This is a genomic window from Pseudomonas sp. FA117 (assembly GCF_057370475.1).
This window is the reverse complement of record NZ_CM170675.1, coordinates 1,724,457-1,741,951: the sequence shown is the minus strand read 5'-3', so window position 1 is coordinate 1,741,951 and position 17,495 is coordinate 1,724,457. Positions and strand designations below refer to the sequence as shown.

Annotated in this window: 14 protein-coding genes; 8 read left to right on the top strand and 6 right to left on the bottom strand. The window is 64.5% G+C overall.

Annotation, left to right across the window (positions count from 1 at the left end):
* Positions 1-68 precede the first annotated feature (68 nt).
* Positions 69-1,280, top strand: coding sequence for a pyridoxal phosphate-dependent aminotransferase (locus tag AC1TXO_RS08170; protein WP_486405845.1), 1,212 nt, complete (start codon positions 69-71; stop codon positions 1,278-1,280).
* A 238-nt stretch (positions 1,281-1,518) separates the two neighbouring features.
* Positions 1,519-2,406 carry a protease HtpX gene (gene htpX, locus AC1TXO_RS08165; protein WP_486405844.1) on the top strand — a complete coding sequence of 296 codons (888 nt, stop codon included), beginning with the start codon at positions 1,519-1,521 and terminating at the stop codon, positions 2,404-2,406.
* 70 nt (positions 2,407-2,476) lie between these two features.
* Here the strand turns inward: htpX and AC1TXO_RS08160 are convergent, their stop codons facing one another.
* The gene (locus AC1TXO_RS08160; RefSeq protein WP_486405843.1) at positions 2,477-3,121 is read right to left on the bottom strand and encodes a thiopurine S-methyltransferase; all 645 of its coding nucleotides are present in this window, start codon (positions 3,119-3,121) and stop codon (positions 2,477-2,479) included.
* Positions 3,122-3,223: 102 nt separating this feature from the next.
* Here AC1TXO_RS08160 and AC1TXO_RS08155 point away from each other — a divergent pair, with 102 nt between their 5' ends.
* Together AC1TXO_RS08155 and AC1TXO_RS08150 are read left to right on the top strand one after the other, a co-directional pair.
* Positions 3,224-3,991 carry a DODA-type extradiol aromatic ring-opening family dioxygenase gene (locus AC1TXO_RS08155; protein ID WP_486405842.1) on the top strand — a complete coding sequence of 256 codons (768 nt, stop codon included), beginning with the start codon at positions 3,224-3,226 and terminating at the stop codon, positions 3,989-3,991.
* A gap of 134 nt (positions 3,992-4,125) precedes the next feature.
* A protein-coding gene (locus tag AC1TXO_RS08150; protein ID WP_486402409.1) for an IS3 family transposase occupies positions 4,126-5,681 on the top strand; the annotation gives its coding sequence in 2 pieces (ribosomal slippage) (positions 4,126-4,591 and positions 4,591-5,681; 1,557 coding nt in all).
* Positions 5,682-6,613: 932 nt separating this feature from the next.
* On the opposite strand, the gene AC1TXO_RS08145 is transcribed toward AC1TXO_RS08150, so the two are convergent.
* Positions 6,614-8,293: a DEAD/DEAH box helicase gene (locus AC1TXO_RS08145; protein WP_486405841.1), complete on the bottom strand. Its 1,680-nt coding sequence runs from the start codon at positions 8,291-8,293 to the stop codon at positions 6,614-6,616.
* 377 nt (positions 8,294-8,670) lie between these two features.
* Complete coding sequence (locus AC1TXO_RS08140; RefSeq protein ID WP_486405840.1) at positions 8,671-9,426, bottom strand: spermidine synthase; 756 nt, start codon at positions 9,424-9,426, stop codon at positions 8,671-8,673.
* A 117-nt stretch (positions 9,427-9,543) separates the two neighbouring features.
* On the opposite strand from AC1TXO_RS08140, the gene AC1TXO_RS08135 reads away from it, so the two are divergent.
* Positions 9,544-10,890, top strand: a complete 1,347-nt coding sequence (locus AC1TXO_RS08135; RefSeq protein WP_486405839.1) for a class II 3-deoxy-7-phosphoheptulonate synthase — start codon at positions 9,544-9,546, stop codon at positions 10,888-10,890.
* Here AC1TXO_RS08135 and AC1TXO_RS08130 read toward each other — a convergent pair.
* Positions 10,871-12,082 (bottom strand): winged helix-turn-helix domain-containing protein, encoded by a 1,212-nt coding sequence (locus tag AC1TXO_RS08130; protein WP_486405838.1) that lies wholly within the window; start codon positions 12,080-12,082, stop codon positions 10,871-10,873. The genes AC1TXO_RS08135 and AC1TXO_RS08130 overlap by 20 nt on opposite strands.
* A gap of 145 nt (positions 12,083-12,227) precedes the next feature.
* On the opposite strand from AC1TXO_RS08130, the gene AC1TXO_RS08125 reads away from it, so the two are divergent.
* Together AC1TXO_RS08125 and AC1TXO_RS08120 are read left to right on the top strand one after the other, a co-directional pair.
* Positions 12,228-12,644 carry a Spy/CpxP family protein refolding chaperone gene (locus tag AC1TXO_RS08125; protein ID WP_486405837.1) on the top strand — a complete coding sequence of 139 codons (417 nt, stop codon included), beginning with the start codon at positions 12,228-12,230 and terminating at the stop codon, positions 12,642-12,644.
* Between the two features lie 80 nt (positions 12,645-12,724).
* Positions 12,725-14,056 carry a sensor histidine kinase gene (locus AC1TXO_RS08120; protein WP_486405836.1) on the top strand — a complete coding sequence of 444 codons (1,332 nt, stop codon included), beginning with the start codon at positions 12,725-12,727 and terminating at the stop codon, positions 14,054-14,056.
* Positions 14,057-14,139: 83 nt separating this feature from the next.
* Here the strand turns inward: AC1TXO_RS08120 and AC1TXO_RS08115 are convergent, their stop codons facing one another.
* Entirely contained in the window at positions 14,140-14,697 is a 558-nt protein-coding gene (locus tag AC1TXO_RS08115) for an NAD(P)H nitroreductase (protein WP_486405835.1), read from the bottom strand.
* A 178-nt stretch (positions 14,698-14,875) separates the two neighbouring features.
* Here AC1TXO_RS08115 and AC1TXO_RS08110 point away from each other — a divergent pair, with 178 nt between their 5' ends.
* Positions 14,876-16,330 (top strand): TrkH family potassium uptake protein, encoded by a 1,455-nt coding sequence (locus AC1TXO_RS08110; RefSeq protein ID WP_486405834.1) that lies wholly within the window; start codon positions 14,876-14,878, stop codon positions 16,328-16,330.
* On the opposite strand, the gene AC1TXO_RS08105 is transcribed toward AC1TXO_RS08110, so the two are convergent.
* Positions 16,287-17,342 carry an AraC family transcriptional regulator gene (locus tag AC1TXO_RS08105; RefSeq protein WP_486405833.1) on the bottom strand — a complete coding sequence of 352 codons (1,056 nt, stop codon included), beginning with the start codon at positions 17,340-17,342 and terminating at the stop codon, positions 16,287-16,289. The two genes, AC1TXO_RS08110 and AC1TXO_RS08105, sit on opposite strands and share 44 nt — an antisense overlap.
* Positions 17,343-17,495 lie beyond the last annotated feature (153 nt).

Sequence of the window (17,495 nt, the reverse complement as noted above, 5' to 3'; positions counted from 1 at the left end):
CCCGCGCCCCGTCCTTTTCAAACCTTTTGACGGCCGCGCCCCGCGACTTATCCATTCGGGATCACATCATGCAGTTCAGCAAATCGAACAAGCTCGCCAATGTCTGCTATGACATTCGCGGCCCGGTGCTCAAGCACGCCAAACGCCTGGAAGAGGAAGGCCAACGCATCCTCAAGCTGAACATCGGCAATCCGGCACCTTTTGGCTTCGAGGCGCCGGACGAAATCCTCCAGGACGTGATCCGCAACCTGCCGACCGCCCAGGGCTACAGCGACTCCAAGGGTCTGTTCAGTGCGCGCAAGGCAGTGATGCAGTACTGCCAGCAGAAGCAGATCGAAGGTGTCGGCATCGAGGACATCTACCTGGGCAACGGCGTCTCCGAGCTGATCGTGATGTCGATGCAGGCGCTGCTCAACAACAACGACGAAGTGCTGATTCCGGCCCCCGACTACCCGCTGTGGACCGCTGCCGTGAGCCTGGCTGGCGGCAAGCCGGTGCACTACCTGTGCGACGAGCAGGCCGACTGGTTCCCCGACCTCGACGACATCAAGGCCAAGATCACCCCGAACACCAAGGCCCTGGTGATCATCAACCCGAACAACCCCACTGGCGCCGTGTACTCCAGGGAGCTGCTGCTGGGCATGCTGGAGCTGGCGCGCCAGCACAACCTGGTGGTGTTCTCCGATGAGATCTACGACAAGATCCTCTACGACGAAGCCGTGCACATCAGTACCGCCTCGCTCGCACCCGACGTGCTGTGCCTGACGTTCAACGGCCTGTCGAAGTCGTACCGCGTGGCCGGTTTCCGCTCCGGCTGGCTGATCATCTCCGGGCCCAAGCACACCGCCCAGAGCTACATCGAAGGCATCGACATGCTGGCCAACATGCGCCTGTGTGCCAACGTCCCGGCCCAGCACGCGATCCAGACGGCGCTGGGTGGCTACCAGAGCATCAACGACCTGGTGCTGCCGCCGGGCCGCCTGCTCGAACAGCGCAACCGCACCTACGAATTGCTCAATGCCATTCCCGGCGTCAGCTGCGTCAAGCCGATGGGTGCGCTGTATGCCTTCCCGAAGATCGACCCGAAAGTCTGCCCGATCCACAACGACGAGAAATTCGTGCTCGACCTGCTGCTGTCGGAGAAACTGCTGATCGTCCAGGGCACCGCCTTCAACTGGCCATGGCCGGACCACTTCCGCGTCGTCACCCTGCCCCGCGTGGATGACCTGGAACAGGCCATCGGGCGCATCGGCAACTTCCTGCGCACCTACTCGCAGTAAGCCCGGCAACACCTGCAGAGGCCTGTACGGCAGGCCCTGCAGGCGCTCGCGCAGCTCCCTTTCCCCCAGGATGAATTCTTACATCCTGCAACGGTCTATCTCCCGGCGAGTTGCCGCGCCTCTGTCATACTGCCCGGTACACAGTTTGAAATAGTCGGCCGGTTGAATCACCCGGGCCGCCCCCTTATATACCCCGCAGTAGAGCGACATTTTCATCCGTCAGGAGAACGTAACAACCATGATGCGCATTCTGTTGTTTGTGGCCACCAACCTTGCGGTGGTGCTGGTTGCAAGCATTACCCTCAGCCTGTTCGGCTTCAACGGGATCATGGCCGCCAATGGCGTCGACCTGGACCTGGGCAGCCTGCTGGTGTTCTGCGCCGTGTTCGGCTTCGCCGGTTCGCTGGTTTCGCTGCTCATCTCCAAGTGGATGGCGAAGATGAGCACCGGTACCCAGATCATCACCCAGCCGCGCACCCGCCACGAGCAGTGGCTGTTGCAGACGGTCGAGGAACTGGCCCGCGAAGCCGGCATCAAGATGCCCGAAGTGGGGATCTTCCCCGCCTACGAAGCCAACGCCTTCGCCACCGGCTGGAACCGCAACGACGCGCTGGTCGCGGTGTCGCAGGGCCTGCTCGAGCGTTTCTCGCCCGATGAAGTGCGCGCGGTGCTGGCCCACGAGATCGGCCACGTGGCCAACGGCGACATGGTCACCCTGGCACTCGTCCAGGGCGTGGTGAACACCTTCGTGATGTTCTTCGCCCGCATCATCGGCAACTTCGTCGACAAGGTGATCTTCAAGAACGAGGAAGGCCAGGGTATTGCCTACTACATCGCGACCATCGTCGCCGAACTGATCCTCGGCATCCTGGCCAGCATCATCGTCATGTGGTTCTCGCGCCGCCGCGAGTATCGCGCCGACGAAGCCGGCGCGCGCCTGGCAGGCACCGGCGCGATGATCGCCGCCCTGCAGCGCCTGCGCTCGGAGCAAGGCATGCCGGTGCACATGCCCGACACCATGAAGGCCTTCGGTATCAATGGCGGCCTCAAGCAGGGCCTTGCCGGGCTGCTGATGAGCCACCCGCCGCTGGAAGACCGTATCGACGCACTGCGTCGTCGCGGGTGATCCGACAGGCAAACAGGAAAGGGCGACTCAGGTCGCCCTTTTTCGTGGGTGAGTAACGGCCAGTGCGAGCTCAGCGTTGCAGGTGATACACCCGCTCCAGCAGGCTGGTCACTCCCGCATTCTGAAACTTGGGGCTCTGCCCGATGATTTCCGGCGCTTGCAACTCGGTCACCTGCCAACCTGCCAGGCCGCGCCTGACCTCCTCGTCGGGCACCGAGAACGGCGGCCCATCGAGACGCCCCTGATCGTACTCCAGCGTCACCATCAGCCCCCGGCATACCGCCGGCAGGCAGCAAGACAGATGCTCAAGGTAACGGCCACGCATGGTTTCGGGCAGGGCAATCACGGCAGCGCGATCATACAGCGCCGCGCAGTCGGCGAGGTCCGTGGCCTGCAAGGCGAAGAAATCGCCACACCAGAGTTCCACCGCGTCGCTGCGCCAGACCTCGAAGGCGCCATGGCTGGAGACTTCGGGCTGCAGCCCATGCTCGCGGAAGAAACTCTCCACCGCCACCCGCGACAACTCCACTCCCAACACCCGATAGCCTTGACCCGCCAGCCAGGCGAGATCCAGGCTCTTGCCACACAGCGGCACCAGCACCTTGCTGCCCGGCGCCAGCGTCGGCCAGTGCGCCTGCAGATAAGGGTTCACCTGCGCCTGGTGAAAGCCGATCTGGTTATCGGCCCATCGCTTGTGCCAGAACGTCGACTCCATGATCACCCCAAATAATTCGATGGATTTCTTGCAAAACTTATATTGGATATCGATCTGTAACTGATCGAAGATGGCGCCATCTTAACCCTTCAGGATCTCGCCATGCTGCCCAGCCTGTTCATTTCCCATGGTTCCCCCATGCTCGCCCTGCAACCCGGCGCCAGCGGCCCGGCGTTATCCCGCCTGGCGGCAAGCCTGCCGCGGCCGAAGGCGATCGTGGTGGTATCCGCGCACTGGGAAAGCCGGGAACTGCTGGTGATGAGTGGCGCCCAGCCACAGACCTGGCACGACTTCGGAGGTTTTCCCGCCGCCCTGTATGCCGTGCAGTATCCGGCACCTGGCGCGCCTGGACTGGCGCGTGAGGTGGTCGCCCTGCTCGATGACGCCGGGCTGCCCGCCCAGCTTGACGCACAACGTCCGTTCGACCACGGCAGCTGGGTGCCACTGTCGCTGATGTATCCGGATGCCGCCATCCCGGTGATCCAGGTCTCGCTGCCCAGCCGCCAGGGCCCGGCCCTGCAGCTCAAGGTCGGCAAGGCATTGGCCAGCCTGCGCGCCCAGGGCATCCTGCTGATCGGCTCAGGCAGCATCACCCACAACCTCGGCGAGTTGGACTGGCACGCCGGCCCGGAAGCGATAGAACCTTGGGCGGGTGCGTTCCGCGACTGGGTGGTGGAGCGCCTGGAGGCAGACGACACCGCTGCGCTGCTGGACTACCGGCAGCAGGCACCTCATGCAGTACGCAACCACCCCAGCGACGAGCACCTGCTACCTTTGTTCTTCGCCCTGGGCGCAGGAGAGCGCTTTGGAATTGTGCATCAAGGATTCACGATGGGTGCACTGGGAATGGACATCTACAGCTTCGATTGAGCTGCCCCACCCTCGCCCTCGCCCTCGCCCTCGCCCTCGCCCTTGATCTTGATCTTGATCCCCCGGTGTCAGGATAGTTGTCGCCTCGCCAGATTTACCTGAAACCAGACCCCGGGGGCTGAAAGAGAGCCGTTATGCCGTACTATTCCTCTGAGCGCAAAGCCGAACTGCTCAAGATGCTGGGTCCTCCACTCAACCTGACGATGGCCGAAGTCGCTAGGCGTGAGGGCGTTACTGAAATGTCGCTGTATACCTGGCGCAAACGAGCCAGTGCCGAAGGATGTGTGGTGGTGACCGATCCCAAACACCCGACCGAGAGCTGGTCGGCAGAAATGAGATTCGCAGCTGTGGCTGAATGTGCCAGCTTGTCCGAGATCGAGGTGGGTGAATACTGCCGTCGCAAAGGCTTGTATCCGGAGCAGATTGCTGCCTGGCGGCAAGCGTTCCTGAGTGGGATGGCCCCTCCAAAAGCGCAGCCCAAGGTTGATCGGGAGCAGGCCCGTCAGGATCAGAAACGTATTAAACAGCTCGAGCGCGAGCTGCGCCGCAAGGATAAGGCGCTGGCTGAAACAGCCGCGTTACTGGTGCTGCGAAAAAAGCTCAACGACTACTGGGGAGTAGACGACGAGGACAATTGACTGCTTTGCCGGAACGGCAACTGCTGGTGACTTGGTTGACTGAGGCGATTAATTCCGGAGCTCGGAAATTGACGGCATGTCAGGAAGTTGGCTTGACGCTCCGAACGTTGCAGCGCTGGACTCAAACGGAAGAAGTGGCGGCTGATGCACGCACAACTACAGTTCGCGCAACCCCACCAAACGCGCTGAGCGAGCACGAGCGACAAGCGATTCTCAACCTGTGCAACAGCGCTGAGTATGCTCACTTGCCACCTAGCCAGATCGTGCCGAGGCTGGCCGACAAGCAGCTCTACATAGGCTCGGAGTCGACCTTCTACCGGGTGCTTCGGGCTGCTGGACAGCGAGAACGCCGAGGGCGCGCTCAGCGCCCTGGGCGTCATGCCGAGCCGACAACGCATGCTGCCCGCGCACCTAACCGGGTGTGGTCGTGGGACATCACATACTTGCCATCTTCGGTGCGTGGAAAGTATTACTACCTGTACCTGATCGAAGACATCTACAGCCGCAAGACTGTGGGCTGGGAGGTACACGAGAACGAAGACGGCGCCAAAGCTGCAGTGTTGCTGCAGAGAAGTGTAATCAGCGAACAGTGCTTGAGAGAGCCGTTGGTGTTGCACTCGGACAACGGCACGCCGATGAAATCGGCCACTTTGCTGAGCAAGATGTACGAGCTGGGCATAACACCGTCCCGCGGCAGGCCGCGTGTCAGTAATGACAATCCATACTCGGAGGCACTTTTCAGAACACTGAAGTACTGCCCGCAATGGCCGACCAAGGGCTTCGAGACCTTGGATGCTGCACGATGCTGGGTGCGTGATTTTATCCGTTGGTACAACCACGAACACCGACACAGCCGAATCCGCTTCGTCACGCCAGCAGAGCGTCATCGAGGCCAGGACAGGCAAATCCTTGCCCTGCGCCACGAACTCTATGAGCGCGCTCGAAATAGGAATCCGGAGCGATGGTCAGGACGCACTCGCAACTGGGAGCCAATTGGTACCGTGCTTCTGAACCCTGATCGGGAACAACAGCACGTGAAGCAAGCCGCATAGTTGGATGGTTGACGCGACAACTACCTTGAAAAACGCCGTGATCTTGATCTTGATCTTGATCTTGATCTTGCTTCTAAGCGCACGATATCTCAGGCGCCACAAATCGCGACCTCAGGAGGCCGAGCGTAGGCGTCTGGAGGGCCAGGCGCGTCAGCGCCCTTCGGCGTCAGCCGAAGTCGCCAGGCGAAGTGTTTGCGCAGCAAACCGTAGCGGCGATGGGCCCGTAAGACGCCGGAGCGAGGGGACCCGGAGCGAAGCGGAGGGCCGTATGTGGGAGCCAGCCCTTTTTGGTTACTTTTTGGGGCGTTTGCCAAAAAGTGACTCGCTGTAAAAGCGAAAAGGTGATTGAGCCTCACCCTGGCAAACGGATATTCACTCCATTCATGCAGCCATGCACCTCGCCTCAAAGCGGCTAAAAAAGAGCGATGATGCGAAAGCCGTGTGCATATCCATTTGCCAGTGTGACGCCCAATCACCTTTTCGCTTTTACAGCGAGTCACTTTGCTCGCGGGCAAAGTAACCAAAACCGCCTCGCTCCCACATACGGCCCCTACGCTACGCTCCGGGGTCCCCTCGCGCCGGCGCCTTCCGGGCCCATCGCCGCTACGGTTTGCTGCGCAAACACTTCGCCTGGCGACTTCGGCTACGCCGAAGGGCGCTGCGCGCCTGGCCCTACAGGCACCTCTGCTCGGCCTTCTGAGGTCGCACCTTGTGGTGTCTGATCCAGCGCGCACTCAGAAGCCAGAGCAACAGCAACAGCAACAGCAACAGCAACAGCAACAGCCCTTATCCGACCAGGCCGCGAACACAGAAATAAAGAATCGAAGCCTCTATCAAGCACCACGCTCAAGCTTGCGCAAACCTCCAACGGATCATCCCCCCGCAAACAAAAAATCCCCGGCAAGCCGGGGATTTTTCATTGCAACAAGGACTCAGTCCTCGCGATAACGACGCAGCTTCAGCTGCTTGCCCGCCACACGAGTATCCTTGAGCTTGGACAGCAGACGCTCCAGCCCCTCTTCCGGCAGCTCGACCAGGCTGAAGCTGTCGCGCACCTGGATGCGACCGATAGCATCGCGGGCCAGGCCGCCTTCGTTGAGGATCGCACCCAGCAGGTTCTTGGCGGCGATACCGTCACGGGCACCCAGGGCAGTACGGCAACGCACGCGGCCTTCGGCCAGCGGCATCGGCGCACGGCGTTCGCGGTCACCGCGCTCGCTGCGCTCACCACGGTCGCTGCGCTCGCCGGTACGCTCACGCGGCGTGTAGGTCGGCACCAGCGGCTGCTCGCGCTCGACGGCAGCCAGGTCCAGCGACTGACCGTTGGTGGCCTTGCGCAGCAGGGCCGCGGACAGGGCGCGGGCCGAGCAGCCGAGGTCGGCGGTCAGGCGGTCGAATAGCTCGCCGTGGGTCGCTTCGGCTTCGGCCACCAGCGGCGCGAGGCTTGCGGTCAGTTTCTTGATGCGCGCGTCCAGCACGGCCTGTGGGCCTGGCAGGCGGGCTTCGGCAACCTTCTGCCCGGTGACACGCTCGATCACCTGCAGCATGCGGCGCTCGCGCGGAGTCACCAGCAGCAGGGCGCGGCCATCGCGACCGGCACGACCGGTACGGCCGATACGGTGTACGTAGGACTCCGGATCGTACGGCATGTCCACGTTGAACACGTGGGTGATGCGCGGTACGTCCAGGCCACGGGCAGCGACGTCGGTGGCGACGACGATGTCCAGGCGACCGTCCTTGAGCGAGTCGATGACGCGCTCACGCTGGTTCTGGGCGATGTCGCCGTTCAGCGCGGCAGCCTTGTAGCCCTTGGCTTCCAGCGCAGCGGCCAGGTCCAGGGTGGCTTGCTTGGTACGCACGAAGGCGATCAGCGCGTCGAATTCCTCGACTTCCAGCAGACGCAGCACGGCCGGGATCTTCTGGTCGGCGTGGACCATCAGGTGGGCCTGGTCGATCGCGGTGACGGTCTGGGTCTTGCTCTGGATCTTGACGTGCTTGGGCTCGCGCAGGTGACGCTCGGCGATCGAACGGATCGACGACGGCAGGGTTGCGGAGAACAGTACGGTCTGGCGGGTGGCAGGGATGGCATCGAAGATCACTTCGAGGTCGTCCATGAAGCCCAGCTTGAGCATTTCGTCGGCTTCGTCGAGTACCAGGTACTGAACGGTGGACAGCACCTTCTCGTCACGACGCAGGTGGTCGCACAGGCGACCCGGGGTGGCGACGACGATCTGCGCGCCGTTACGGATGGCGCGCAGTTGCGGGCCCATCGGGGCACCGCCGTACACGGCCACCACGTTAACGCCCGGCATCTGCTTGGCGTAGGTTTCGAAAGCGGTGGCTACTTGCAGCGCCAACTCACGGGTTGGCGCCAGGATCAGGGCTTGCGGTTCGCGCTTGCTCACGTCGATCTTGTTGAGGATCGGCAGGGCGAAGGCAGCGGTCTTGCCGGTGCCAGTCTGCGCCTGGCCGATCATGTCATGACCGGCGAGGATGATCGGGATCGACTGTTGCTGGATGGCCGACGGCTCTTCATAGCCGGTGGCCAGAACGGCGGCAACGATGTTCGGATGAAGATCGAGAGCGGCGAATCCGCCGGTTTCCTGGGTCATGGGTCTGCCTCTATGTGCATCCGCAAAGACCCATGCTCCAAAGCTGCACATGCCTTGAAAGACCCGAAGGTCACCCAGGCAGCTTTGGCGGCGGGGATTTGCGAAAACGATTGAAAAAGAATACGTGGGAAAGGTCCGCCTAGCGGACGCGCAGCCGAAGCTGGACTCGGAGGATTTGCACCACCTGATTTTGAGGTCCGCTAAAAGACCGGCGCGTACTATATACGAATTCGCCTTGCACCGTGAGATTTTTTTCTGAAATGTTGCCAGGCATCAGGCCATCATCCAGCAGCTTGCTGAATCGATTCCCTTTTGCTCCGCGCTACACATTTGCAGGAGCGGGCTTGCCCGCGAATGACAGCACCACCGACGCCGGATCAGCTCGCCGCCCGAACCGCCTTGATCAGGTAGTCCAGCGAATACCCCAGCCGCGGCGCCAGCGCCTCGGCCCGCGCCAGCAAACCGTCCAGGTCCAGCTCCTGATCCAGGTCGGCGGGCACCAGCAGGATCACATTGCCCTCCTTCACCGGCAGCTCCCAGTAGTGGCGGTGGTACAACCCGCGCAGCAGCGCCGCGCCCAACGGCCGGCCGTCGTCGCCGGCCCACTGGTTGATCACCAGCCAGCCGTCCGGGTTGAGCTGCTGCTGGCACTGCTCCAGGAACTTCCACGCCAGGTGCCCGACACCCGGGCCATGATCGGTGTAGAGGTCGACGAAGATCAGGTCGGCCTTCTCCGCCGTGGGCAGCAGCTCCAGCGCATCGCCGATGCGCACGTACAGGCGCGGGTCGTCGTCCAGCCCCATGTATTCCATGGCCAGGCGCGGCACATCCGGGCGCAGCTCGATGGCCTCGACATCCTCCAGCGCCAGGAACTTCAGGCAGGCCTGGGTCAGGGTGCCCGCACCGAGGCCAAGGAACAGGGCGCTCTCCGGCTGCGGATGGCACAGTGCACCGACCAGCATGGCGCGGGTGTAGTCGTACTCCAGCCAGCTGGGATCGGCGGTGAAGGTGCAGCTCTGCTCGATGGCGTCGCCGAACTCGAGAAAACGGTAATCCTCGACCTCGTACACACTGATGATGCCGTAGGCATCCTCCACCCGGGCCAGCAGCCGTTCTTCCCGCTCCGTCGCCATCGCCTGCCACCTGCCCGCACAAAAACCGGCATTGTCCGCCAATGCCTGCGGTGCAACAAGCAGGCCGGCACCTGATACCATGACCGATACGCCTGAACCGACCACATCGAGCCCGTGATGAACCAACCCTGGACCCCTGACAGCTGGCGCGCCCTGCCGATCCAGCAGCAACCGACCTACCCCGACGCCGCGCACCTGCTGAAGGTCGAGCAGACCCTGGCCAGCTACCCGCCGCTGGTGTTCGCCGGTGAAGCCCGCGAGTTGCGCCGCCAGTTCGCCGAGGTCACCCAGGGCCGCGCCTTCCTGCTGCAGGGCGGCGACTGCGCCGAAAGCTTCGCCGAATTCTCCGCCGCGAAGATCCGCGACACCTTCAAGGTGCTGCTGCAGATGGCCATCGTCATGACCTTCGCCGCCGGCTGCCCGGTGGTGAAGGTCGGGCGCATGGCCGGGCAGTTCGCCAAGCCGCGCTCGGCCAACGACGAAACCATCGGCCAGGTCACGCTGCCGGCCTACCGTGGCGATATCGTCAACGGCATCGGCTTCGACCAGGCCAGCCGCGTACCCGACCCCGAGCGCCTGCTGCAGGCCTACCACCAGTCCACCGCCAGCCTCAACCTGCTGCGCGCCTTCGCCCAGGGTGGTTTCGCCGACCTGCACCAGGTGCACAAGTGGAACCTGGACTTCATCGCCAACTCGGCGCTGGCCGACAAATACCATCAGCTCGCCAACCGCATCGACGAAACCCTGGCCTTCATGCGTGCCTGTGGCCTGGACAGCGCGCCGCAACTGCGCGAGACCAGCTTCTTCACCGCCCACGAGGCGCTGCTGCTCAATTATGAAGAGGCCTTCGTGCGCCGCGACAGCCTGAGCGGCGACTACTACGACTGCTCGGCGCACATGCTGTGGATCGGCGACCGTACCCGCCAGCTCGACGGCGCCCACGTCGAGTTCCTGCGCGGCGTGCACAACCCGATCGGGGTCAAGGTCGGCCCGAGCATGAACACCGAAGAGCTGATCCGCCTGATCGATGTGCTCAACCCGGACAACGACCCCGGCCGCCTCAACCTGATCGTGCGCATGGGCGCAAACAAGGTCGGCGACCACCTGCCCGGGCTGATTCGCACCGTCGAGCGCGAGGGGCGCCAGGTGCTGTGGAGCTCCGACCCGATGCACGGCAACACCATCAAGGCCAGCAGCGGCTACAAGACCCGCGACTTCGCGCAGATCCTCGACGAAGTGCGGCAGTTCTTCCAGGTGCACCAGGCCGAAGGCAGCCACGCCGGTGGCATCCACATCGAGATGACTGGACAGAACGTCACCGAATGCATCGGTGGCGCCCGTCCCATCACCGAAGATGGCCTGTCGGACCGCTACCACACCCACTGCGACCCGCGCATGAATGCCGATCAGTCGCTGGAACTGGCCTTCCTGATCGCCGAAACCCTCAAGCAGGTGCGTCGCTGAGGGCCTGACGCAGAGGCCCGGTCGACTCGCGCGCACAATCCAGGCGCACCCGCTCAAGGCCCAACCAGCCCGCCAGCCGTTCCAGGCTGCGGGCCAGGGCCTGGAAGCCCTGCTCGTCCAGCCCCTGCGGCTCCTCATGCACGGCATGCACCGCCAGCTCGCTGCGCGCACGCTCGGCGCGCAGGTCCAGGCGGGCTGCGATGCGCCCGTCGTGCAGGAACGGCAGCACGTAGTAGCCATACACCCGTTTGTGCGCCGGGGTGTAGATTTCCAGGCGATAGCGGAAGTCGAACAGTCGCTCGGTACGTGCCCGCTCCCAGACCAGCGAATCGAACGGCGAGAGCAAGGCGCTGGCCTCCACCCGCCGGGGAATGCGAGGAGTGCCGACGCAGTAGGCAGGCTGCTTCCAGCCCTCGACCGTGCAGGCCTGCAGGTGCCCCTCGGCGAGCAGCGCGGCAAGCGCGTCGCGGGCCTGTGCAGGGCCGAGCCGGAAATAATCGCGCAGGTCCTGGGCGGTGGCTACGCCCAGCGCCGTGGCCGCATGCAGCATCAGGCCCTGCTGGGCCTGGGCCTCCGACAGTTCGGCCTGATCGAGGACCGCAGCTGGCAACACCCGCTGCGGCAGGTCGTAGAGGCGTTCGAAACCCCGTCGCCTGGCAACGGTGACCTGCCCGGCAGCGAACAGCCATTCCAGGGCCATCTTCTCTTCGCTCCAGTCCCACCACGGGCCGGCACGCTCCTGGCGGGTCGACAGGCTGCCAGCACCCAGCGCTCCCTGGTCACGCACGGCGGCCAGCACACGGGCGACGACATCCTGGCGCTCACGACCGAACTGCGCCAGCTGCCGGTAGATCCCCTCGCCCTGCTGCGCCCGCGCCATGCGCCAACGCATCAGGGGATAGAGCGAAAGCGGCAGCAACGAGGCCTCGTGCCCCCAGTACTCGAACAGCTGGCGCTGCCGTCCGCGCCCCCAGGCCAACTGGTCGAGCAGTTCGGGCTGATAGTCGCCCAGGCGTGAAAACAGCGGCAGGTAGTGCGAACGCACCAGCGCATTGACCGAATCGATCTGCACCACACCCAGGCGTTGCAGCATGCGCCTGAGCGCAGCCAGGGTCGGTGCCTGGGGCTTGCCGAAACCTTGTGCCGACAGGGCCAGGCGGCGAGCTTGCTTGAGGGAAAGGCTGAGGGTCACGGGACGGGCTCCACGGCAAGTCGGCTCACAGTGTAGCGCCAAGCCTGTCTTTACCCAGCCTTTACCCTGCACTGACTGCCCTTGACCTTGATCTCCCTAGACTGGGCTCATCCGGTAACCACCGGCTTGAGAAAGGAGAAACACCATGCGCAAGACCCTTATCGCCCTGATGTTCGCCGCTGCCCTGCCGACCGTCGCCATGGCCATGCCAGACGGCGGCCCACGCGGCGACGGCCCGCATCACCGCGGTGACGCGCCTTTCGCCCAGCTCGACCTGACCCGTGACCAGCGCCAGCAGATCGGCAAGCTGATGGGCGAGCAGATGAAGCAGCGCCGTGACGTCACCGAACGCTACCTGGCCAAGCTGCCGGCTGCCGACCAGAAAGCCATGAAAGACGAGCTCAAGGCCAGCCACGACAAGACCCAGGGCCAGATCCGCGCCCTGCTCAAGCCCGAGCAGCAGAAGCAGTTCGACGAACTGCAGAGCAAGCGCGCCGCCGACAAGGCCGAATGGCAGCAGTTCCAGGCATGGAAAGCTGAAAAAGCCGCCAAGGCCCAGTAAGCTGTCCGACCGATGCCCGGCCCGCGCTCTCGCGGGCCGGGCCTTTCTCGTGTGTGGGCCCGTGTGGGGAGGTACTCGTCTTGCGTTCATTGTTCTGGCGCATCCTGGCCAGTTTCTGGCTGGCCATCGCCCTGGTCGCCGGGCTGTCGATCCTGCTCGGCCACATGCTCAACCAGGACGCCTGGATTCTCAGCCGCCACCCGGGCCTGAACACCCTGGCCAGTCGCTGGGTACAGCACTATGAACAGGAAGGCCTGGACGCCTCGCAGCGTTTCCTGGAACGCCGCAAGCAGCGCTACAAGATCGACGTCCAGGTGCTCGACGACAGCGGCGACGCCGTGGTGCCCGGCACCTTCCCACGGCGCGCCGAGGACTTCGAGCGGCGCCAGCACAATGATCAGCGCCGCCTGCCCTGGCGCCGCCTGACCGAGGAATACACCAGCCCCACCACGGGCGAGACCTACCTGCTGATCTACCGCATTCCGCACCCGGAGCTGATGGCCTGGCACCGCGAAAGCCTGATCTGGCCGCTCAGCGCCCTGGGCATCGCGCTGGTGGTGCTGACCCTGTTCAGCCTGCTGGTGACGCTGTCCATCACCCGCCCGCTCAGCCGCCTGCGCGGTGCGGTACACGACCTCGGCCAGACCAGCTACCAGCAGAACAGCCTCGCCCGACTGGCGGTGCGGCGCGACGAGTTCGGCGTGCTGGCCAACGACTTCAACAAGATGGGCGCCCGCCTGCAGAGCCTGATCGGCAGCCAGCGCCAGCTGCTACGCGACGTGTCCCACGAGCTGCGCTCGCCGCTGGCGCGCCTGCGCATCGCCCTGGCCTTGGCCGAACGCGCCGAACCCGAACAGCGCCAGGCCCTGTGGCCGCGCCTGACCCGCGAGTGCGATCGCCTCGAAGACCTGATCAGCGAGATCCTGGTGCTGGCCCGGGTCGATGCCGAACAGGCGCATGCCGAGCCTGTCGACGTCAACGCCCTGCTCGGCAGCGTGCGCAAGGATGCCCAGCTCAGCGTGCCGGAGCAGGAGGTGCGCCTGGAGGCCGAGCCGGGACTGACCCTGCAGGGCTGGCCGACCTTGCTGGAGCGTGCCGTGGATAACCTGGTGCGCAATGCGCTGCGCTTCAGCCCGACAGGGCAGCCAGTCGAGATACGCGCCGTTCGCGAGCAGGAGCAACTGCTGCTGAGCGTACGCGACCACGGCCCTGGCGTTGCGCCCGAGCACCTGGAGCAGTTGGGCGAGCCGTTCTTCCGCGCGCCCGGGCAGGACGCGCCAGGCCACGGACTGGGGCTGGCGATCGCCCGGCGCGCGGCCGAGCGTCACGGTGGCGCGCTGGTGCTGGAGAATCATCCCCAGGGGGGCTTTGTCGCAAGGCTGGAACTGCCGGTGACCCAGGCATCCGCCTGACCGGCCCGTCCAACCATGCGATGACTCTGTGAGCGGGGCTTGTTGCGCGATAGGGCTGCGCAGCAGCCCCCAGCCCCACTCGGTCACTCGCCCCAGGCGCTGACGAACGCGGCCGTTTCCAGTACCGGCGGCGTACGCGGCTCGTTGACCGGCGTGCCGAGGTACAGGTAGCCGATCAGCTCTTCGTTCTCCGCCAGCCCCAGCCCCTTGTTGACATGGGCATCGAAGGCCATGTCGCCGGTGCGCCAGACCGCGCCGATCCCCTGGGCATGCGCGGCGATCAGGATACCGTGGGCGGCGCAGCCGGCCGCCAGGCGCTGCTCCGACTTCGGCACCTTGAAGTGATCCTGCAGGCGCGCGATGACCACCACCAGCAGCGGCGCACGCAGCGGCATGGCGCGGGCCTTGTCGAGCGCGGCCTGGCTGGCGTCGCCCTTGGCCTGCACCGCTTCGGCGAACAGCTCGCCGAGCTTGTCGCGGCCCTGCCCCTCGATGGTCAGGAAGCGCCACGGGCGCAGCTGGCCGTGGTCCGGGGCACGCAGCGCAGCCTGGAACAGCCCCTCGCGCTGGGCGGCATTAGGCGCAGGTTCGGTCAGGCGTGGCACGGAAACACGGTTGAGCAATGCGTCGAGAGCCTCCATCGGCTACCCTCCTGGCAGAAGAAATGTGCCGCCATTCTAAAGGACCGCGCGCACCTGTGGGGCCGGCTTGTCCGCGATCACGATCAAAAGTGCGCATCCCCCCTGCCGCACGTACGTTTACATCCCGCGACCCGCAGGTAGAATGGCGCCTTTTCCGTTTCGAGTCAGAGCAGATCACATGGCGTTGCCGACCTTAAGGATCATCGCGTTCATCATCGGCATCTTCCTGATCACCCTGGCGGTGAGCATGGTCGTGCCCATGGCGACCCTGGTGATCTTCGAACGCACCGGCGACATGCCGTCATTCCTCTGGTCGAGCCTGATCACCTTCATCGCCGGCCTGGCCATGGTCCTGCAGGGCCGTCCCGAGCACGTCCACCTGCGTCCGCGCGACATGTACCTGCTGACCGTCAGCAGCTGGCTGGTGGTCTGCGTGTTCGCCGCCCTGCCCTTCCTGCTGACCCAGCACATCAGCTACACCGACGCCTTCTTCGAGAGCATGTCCGGCATCACCGCCACCGGTTCGACGGTGCTCAGCGGGCTGGACAACATGTCCCCAGGCATCCTCATGTGGCGCTCGATGCTGCACTGGCTCGGCGGCATCGGCTTCATCGGCATGGCGGTGGCGATCCTGCCGCTGCTGCGCATCGGCGGCATGCGCCTGTTCCAGACCGAGTCCTCGGACCGCTCGGAAAAGGTCATGCCACGCTCGCACATGGTGGCCAAGTACATCGTCGCGGTGTACGTCGGCATCACAGTGCTCGGCAGCCTGGCGTTCTGGTGGGCGGGGATGAGCCCCTTCGATGCGATCAACCACGCCATGTCGGCGATTTCCACCGGCGGCTTCTCCACCTCCGACCTGTCGCTGGCCAAGTGGGACATTCCTGCCGTGCACTGGGTGGCGGTGGTGGTGATGATCCTGGGCAGCGTGCCCTTCACCCTCTATGTCGCCACCCTGCGTGGCAACCACCGGGCGTTGCTGCGCGACCAGCAGGTGCAGGGGCTGCTGGGGCTGCTGGTGGCCACCTGGGTCGTGCTCGGCACCTGGTACTGGGCCACCACCGACCTGCACTGGCTCGACGCCTTGCGCCATGTGGCGCTGAACGTCACCTCGGTCGTGACCACCACCGGTTTCGCCCTGGGCGACTACAGCCTGTGGGGCAACTTCTCGCTGATGCTGTTCTTCTACCTGGGCTTCATCGGCGGCTGCTCCGGCTCGACCGCCGGCGGCATCAAGATCTTCCGTTTCCAGGTCGCCTACATCCTGCTCAAGGCCAGCCTCAACCAGCTGATCCACCCGCGCGCGGTGATCAAGCAGAAGTACAACGGTCATCGCCTCGACGAAGAGATCGTGCGCTCGATCCTGACCTTCTCGTTCTTCTTCGCCGTGACCATCTGCGTCATCGCCCTGCTGCTGTCGCTGCTGGGCGTGGACTGGATGACCGCCCTGACCGGCGCGGCCAGCACGGTTTCCGGCGTGGGCCCCGGCCTGGGCGAGGTGATCGGCCCGGCCGGCAACTTCGCCAGCCTGCCGGATGCAGCCAAGTGGATCCTGGCTGGCGGCATGCTGCTTGGCCGCCTGGAGATCATCACGGTGCTGGTGTTGTGCATGCCTGCGTTCTGGCGTCACTGACCAACGGCGCTTCCAGGCGTGCGCGGTATTCGCTGGGCGTGACGTCGAACCAGCGGCGGAACGCCCGGTAGAAGTTGCTCGGGTCGGCAAAGCCCAGCAGGTAGGCGGTTTCCAGCAAGGTCATGCCCGGTTGCGCCAGATACTGCTCGGCCAGCTCGCGCCGGGTGTCGTCGAGTAGCGTCTGGAAACTGGTGCCCTCCTCCTGCAGTCGCCGCTGCAGGGTGCGCTGCGACAGGTGCAGGGCCTGGGCCACGGTTTCGCGCTTGGGTTCGCCCTGGGGCAGGATGCGGCACAGGGTCTGGCGCACACGGTGGGTGACCCGGCTTTCGGAAAAGCGCGCCAGGTACTCGCCGGCGAAACGGTCATGCAGGATCGCCATGGCTTCATTGGCCGTCGGCAGCGGCGCGTCCATGTCGGCCCGCTCCAGTACCAGCGCATCGTGGGGTGCACCGAACACCAGCGGTGCACGGAACGCCACGCGGTAGGGCTCGACGTTCCTTGGTTGCGGACCCTGGATCAGCACTCGGCGCGGCTGTACCGGACGCCCGCTGAGCCAGCTGCACAACGACAGCGCACAGGCCAGCGAGGCTTCGGCGCTGTGCCGGGTGGGAGGCAGATGATCGCCATGCACGGTGAGAATCAGGGAATAGCCCTCAGGCCCAAGGCGAAAGCTCAGGTCGGAGCTTTCGGCGATGATCCGCTGATAGCGCACCAGCCGTTCGAACCCCTCGGCCAGCGTACGGCTGGACATCAACGCATAGCCCACCACATGGAAGGAGGCCGGCCTGACCACCCGCGCCATGTTCAGGCCAATGGCTTCGTTGCCCGACAGCTCGACAGCCAGCAGCCAGAGTCGGGTCATGGCATCCTGGGGGAAGCGGGCGTCCGGATCGTCGAGGGCGGCAAAGTCCAGCCCCAGTTGCCTGAACATCGCCGGGCAGTCCAGGCCTTCGAGCTCGAGTGCCTTGACGATGCCTGATGCCCAGCTGGCTGATGTGGTTCTTTCACTCATGACAGGCTTCTTATACTGATCGCTCCTGCGGTGAATCCGAAGGATACTCAATTGGCGCCAATTGTCACTGGTCGCCATTCCCAATGACTCTAGACTCGAAACAGGCTCCACGCCGTGTATCCTGAACAAAAACGCACCTGCGGGAACACAGCC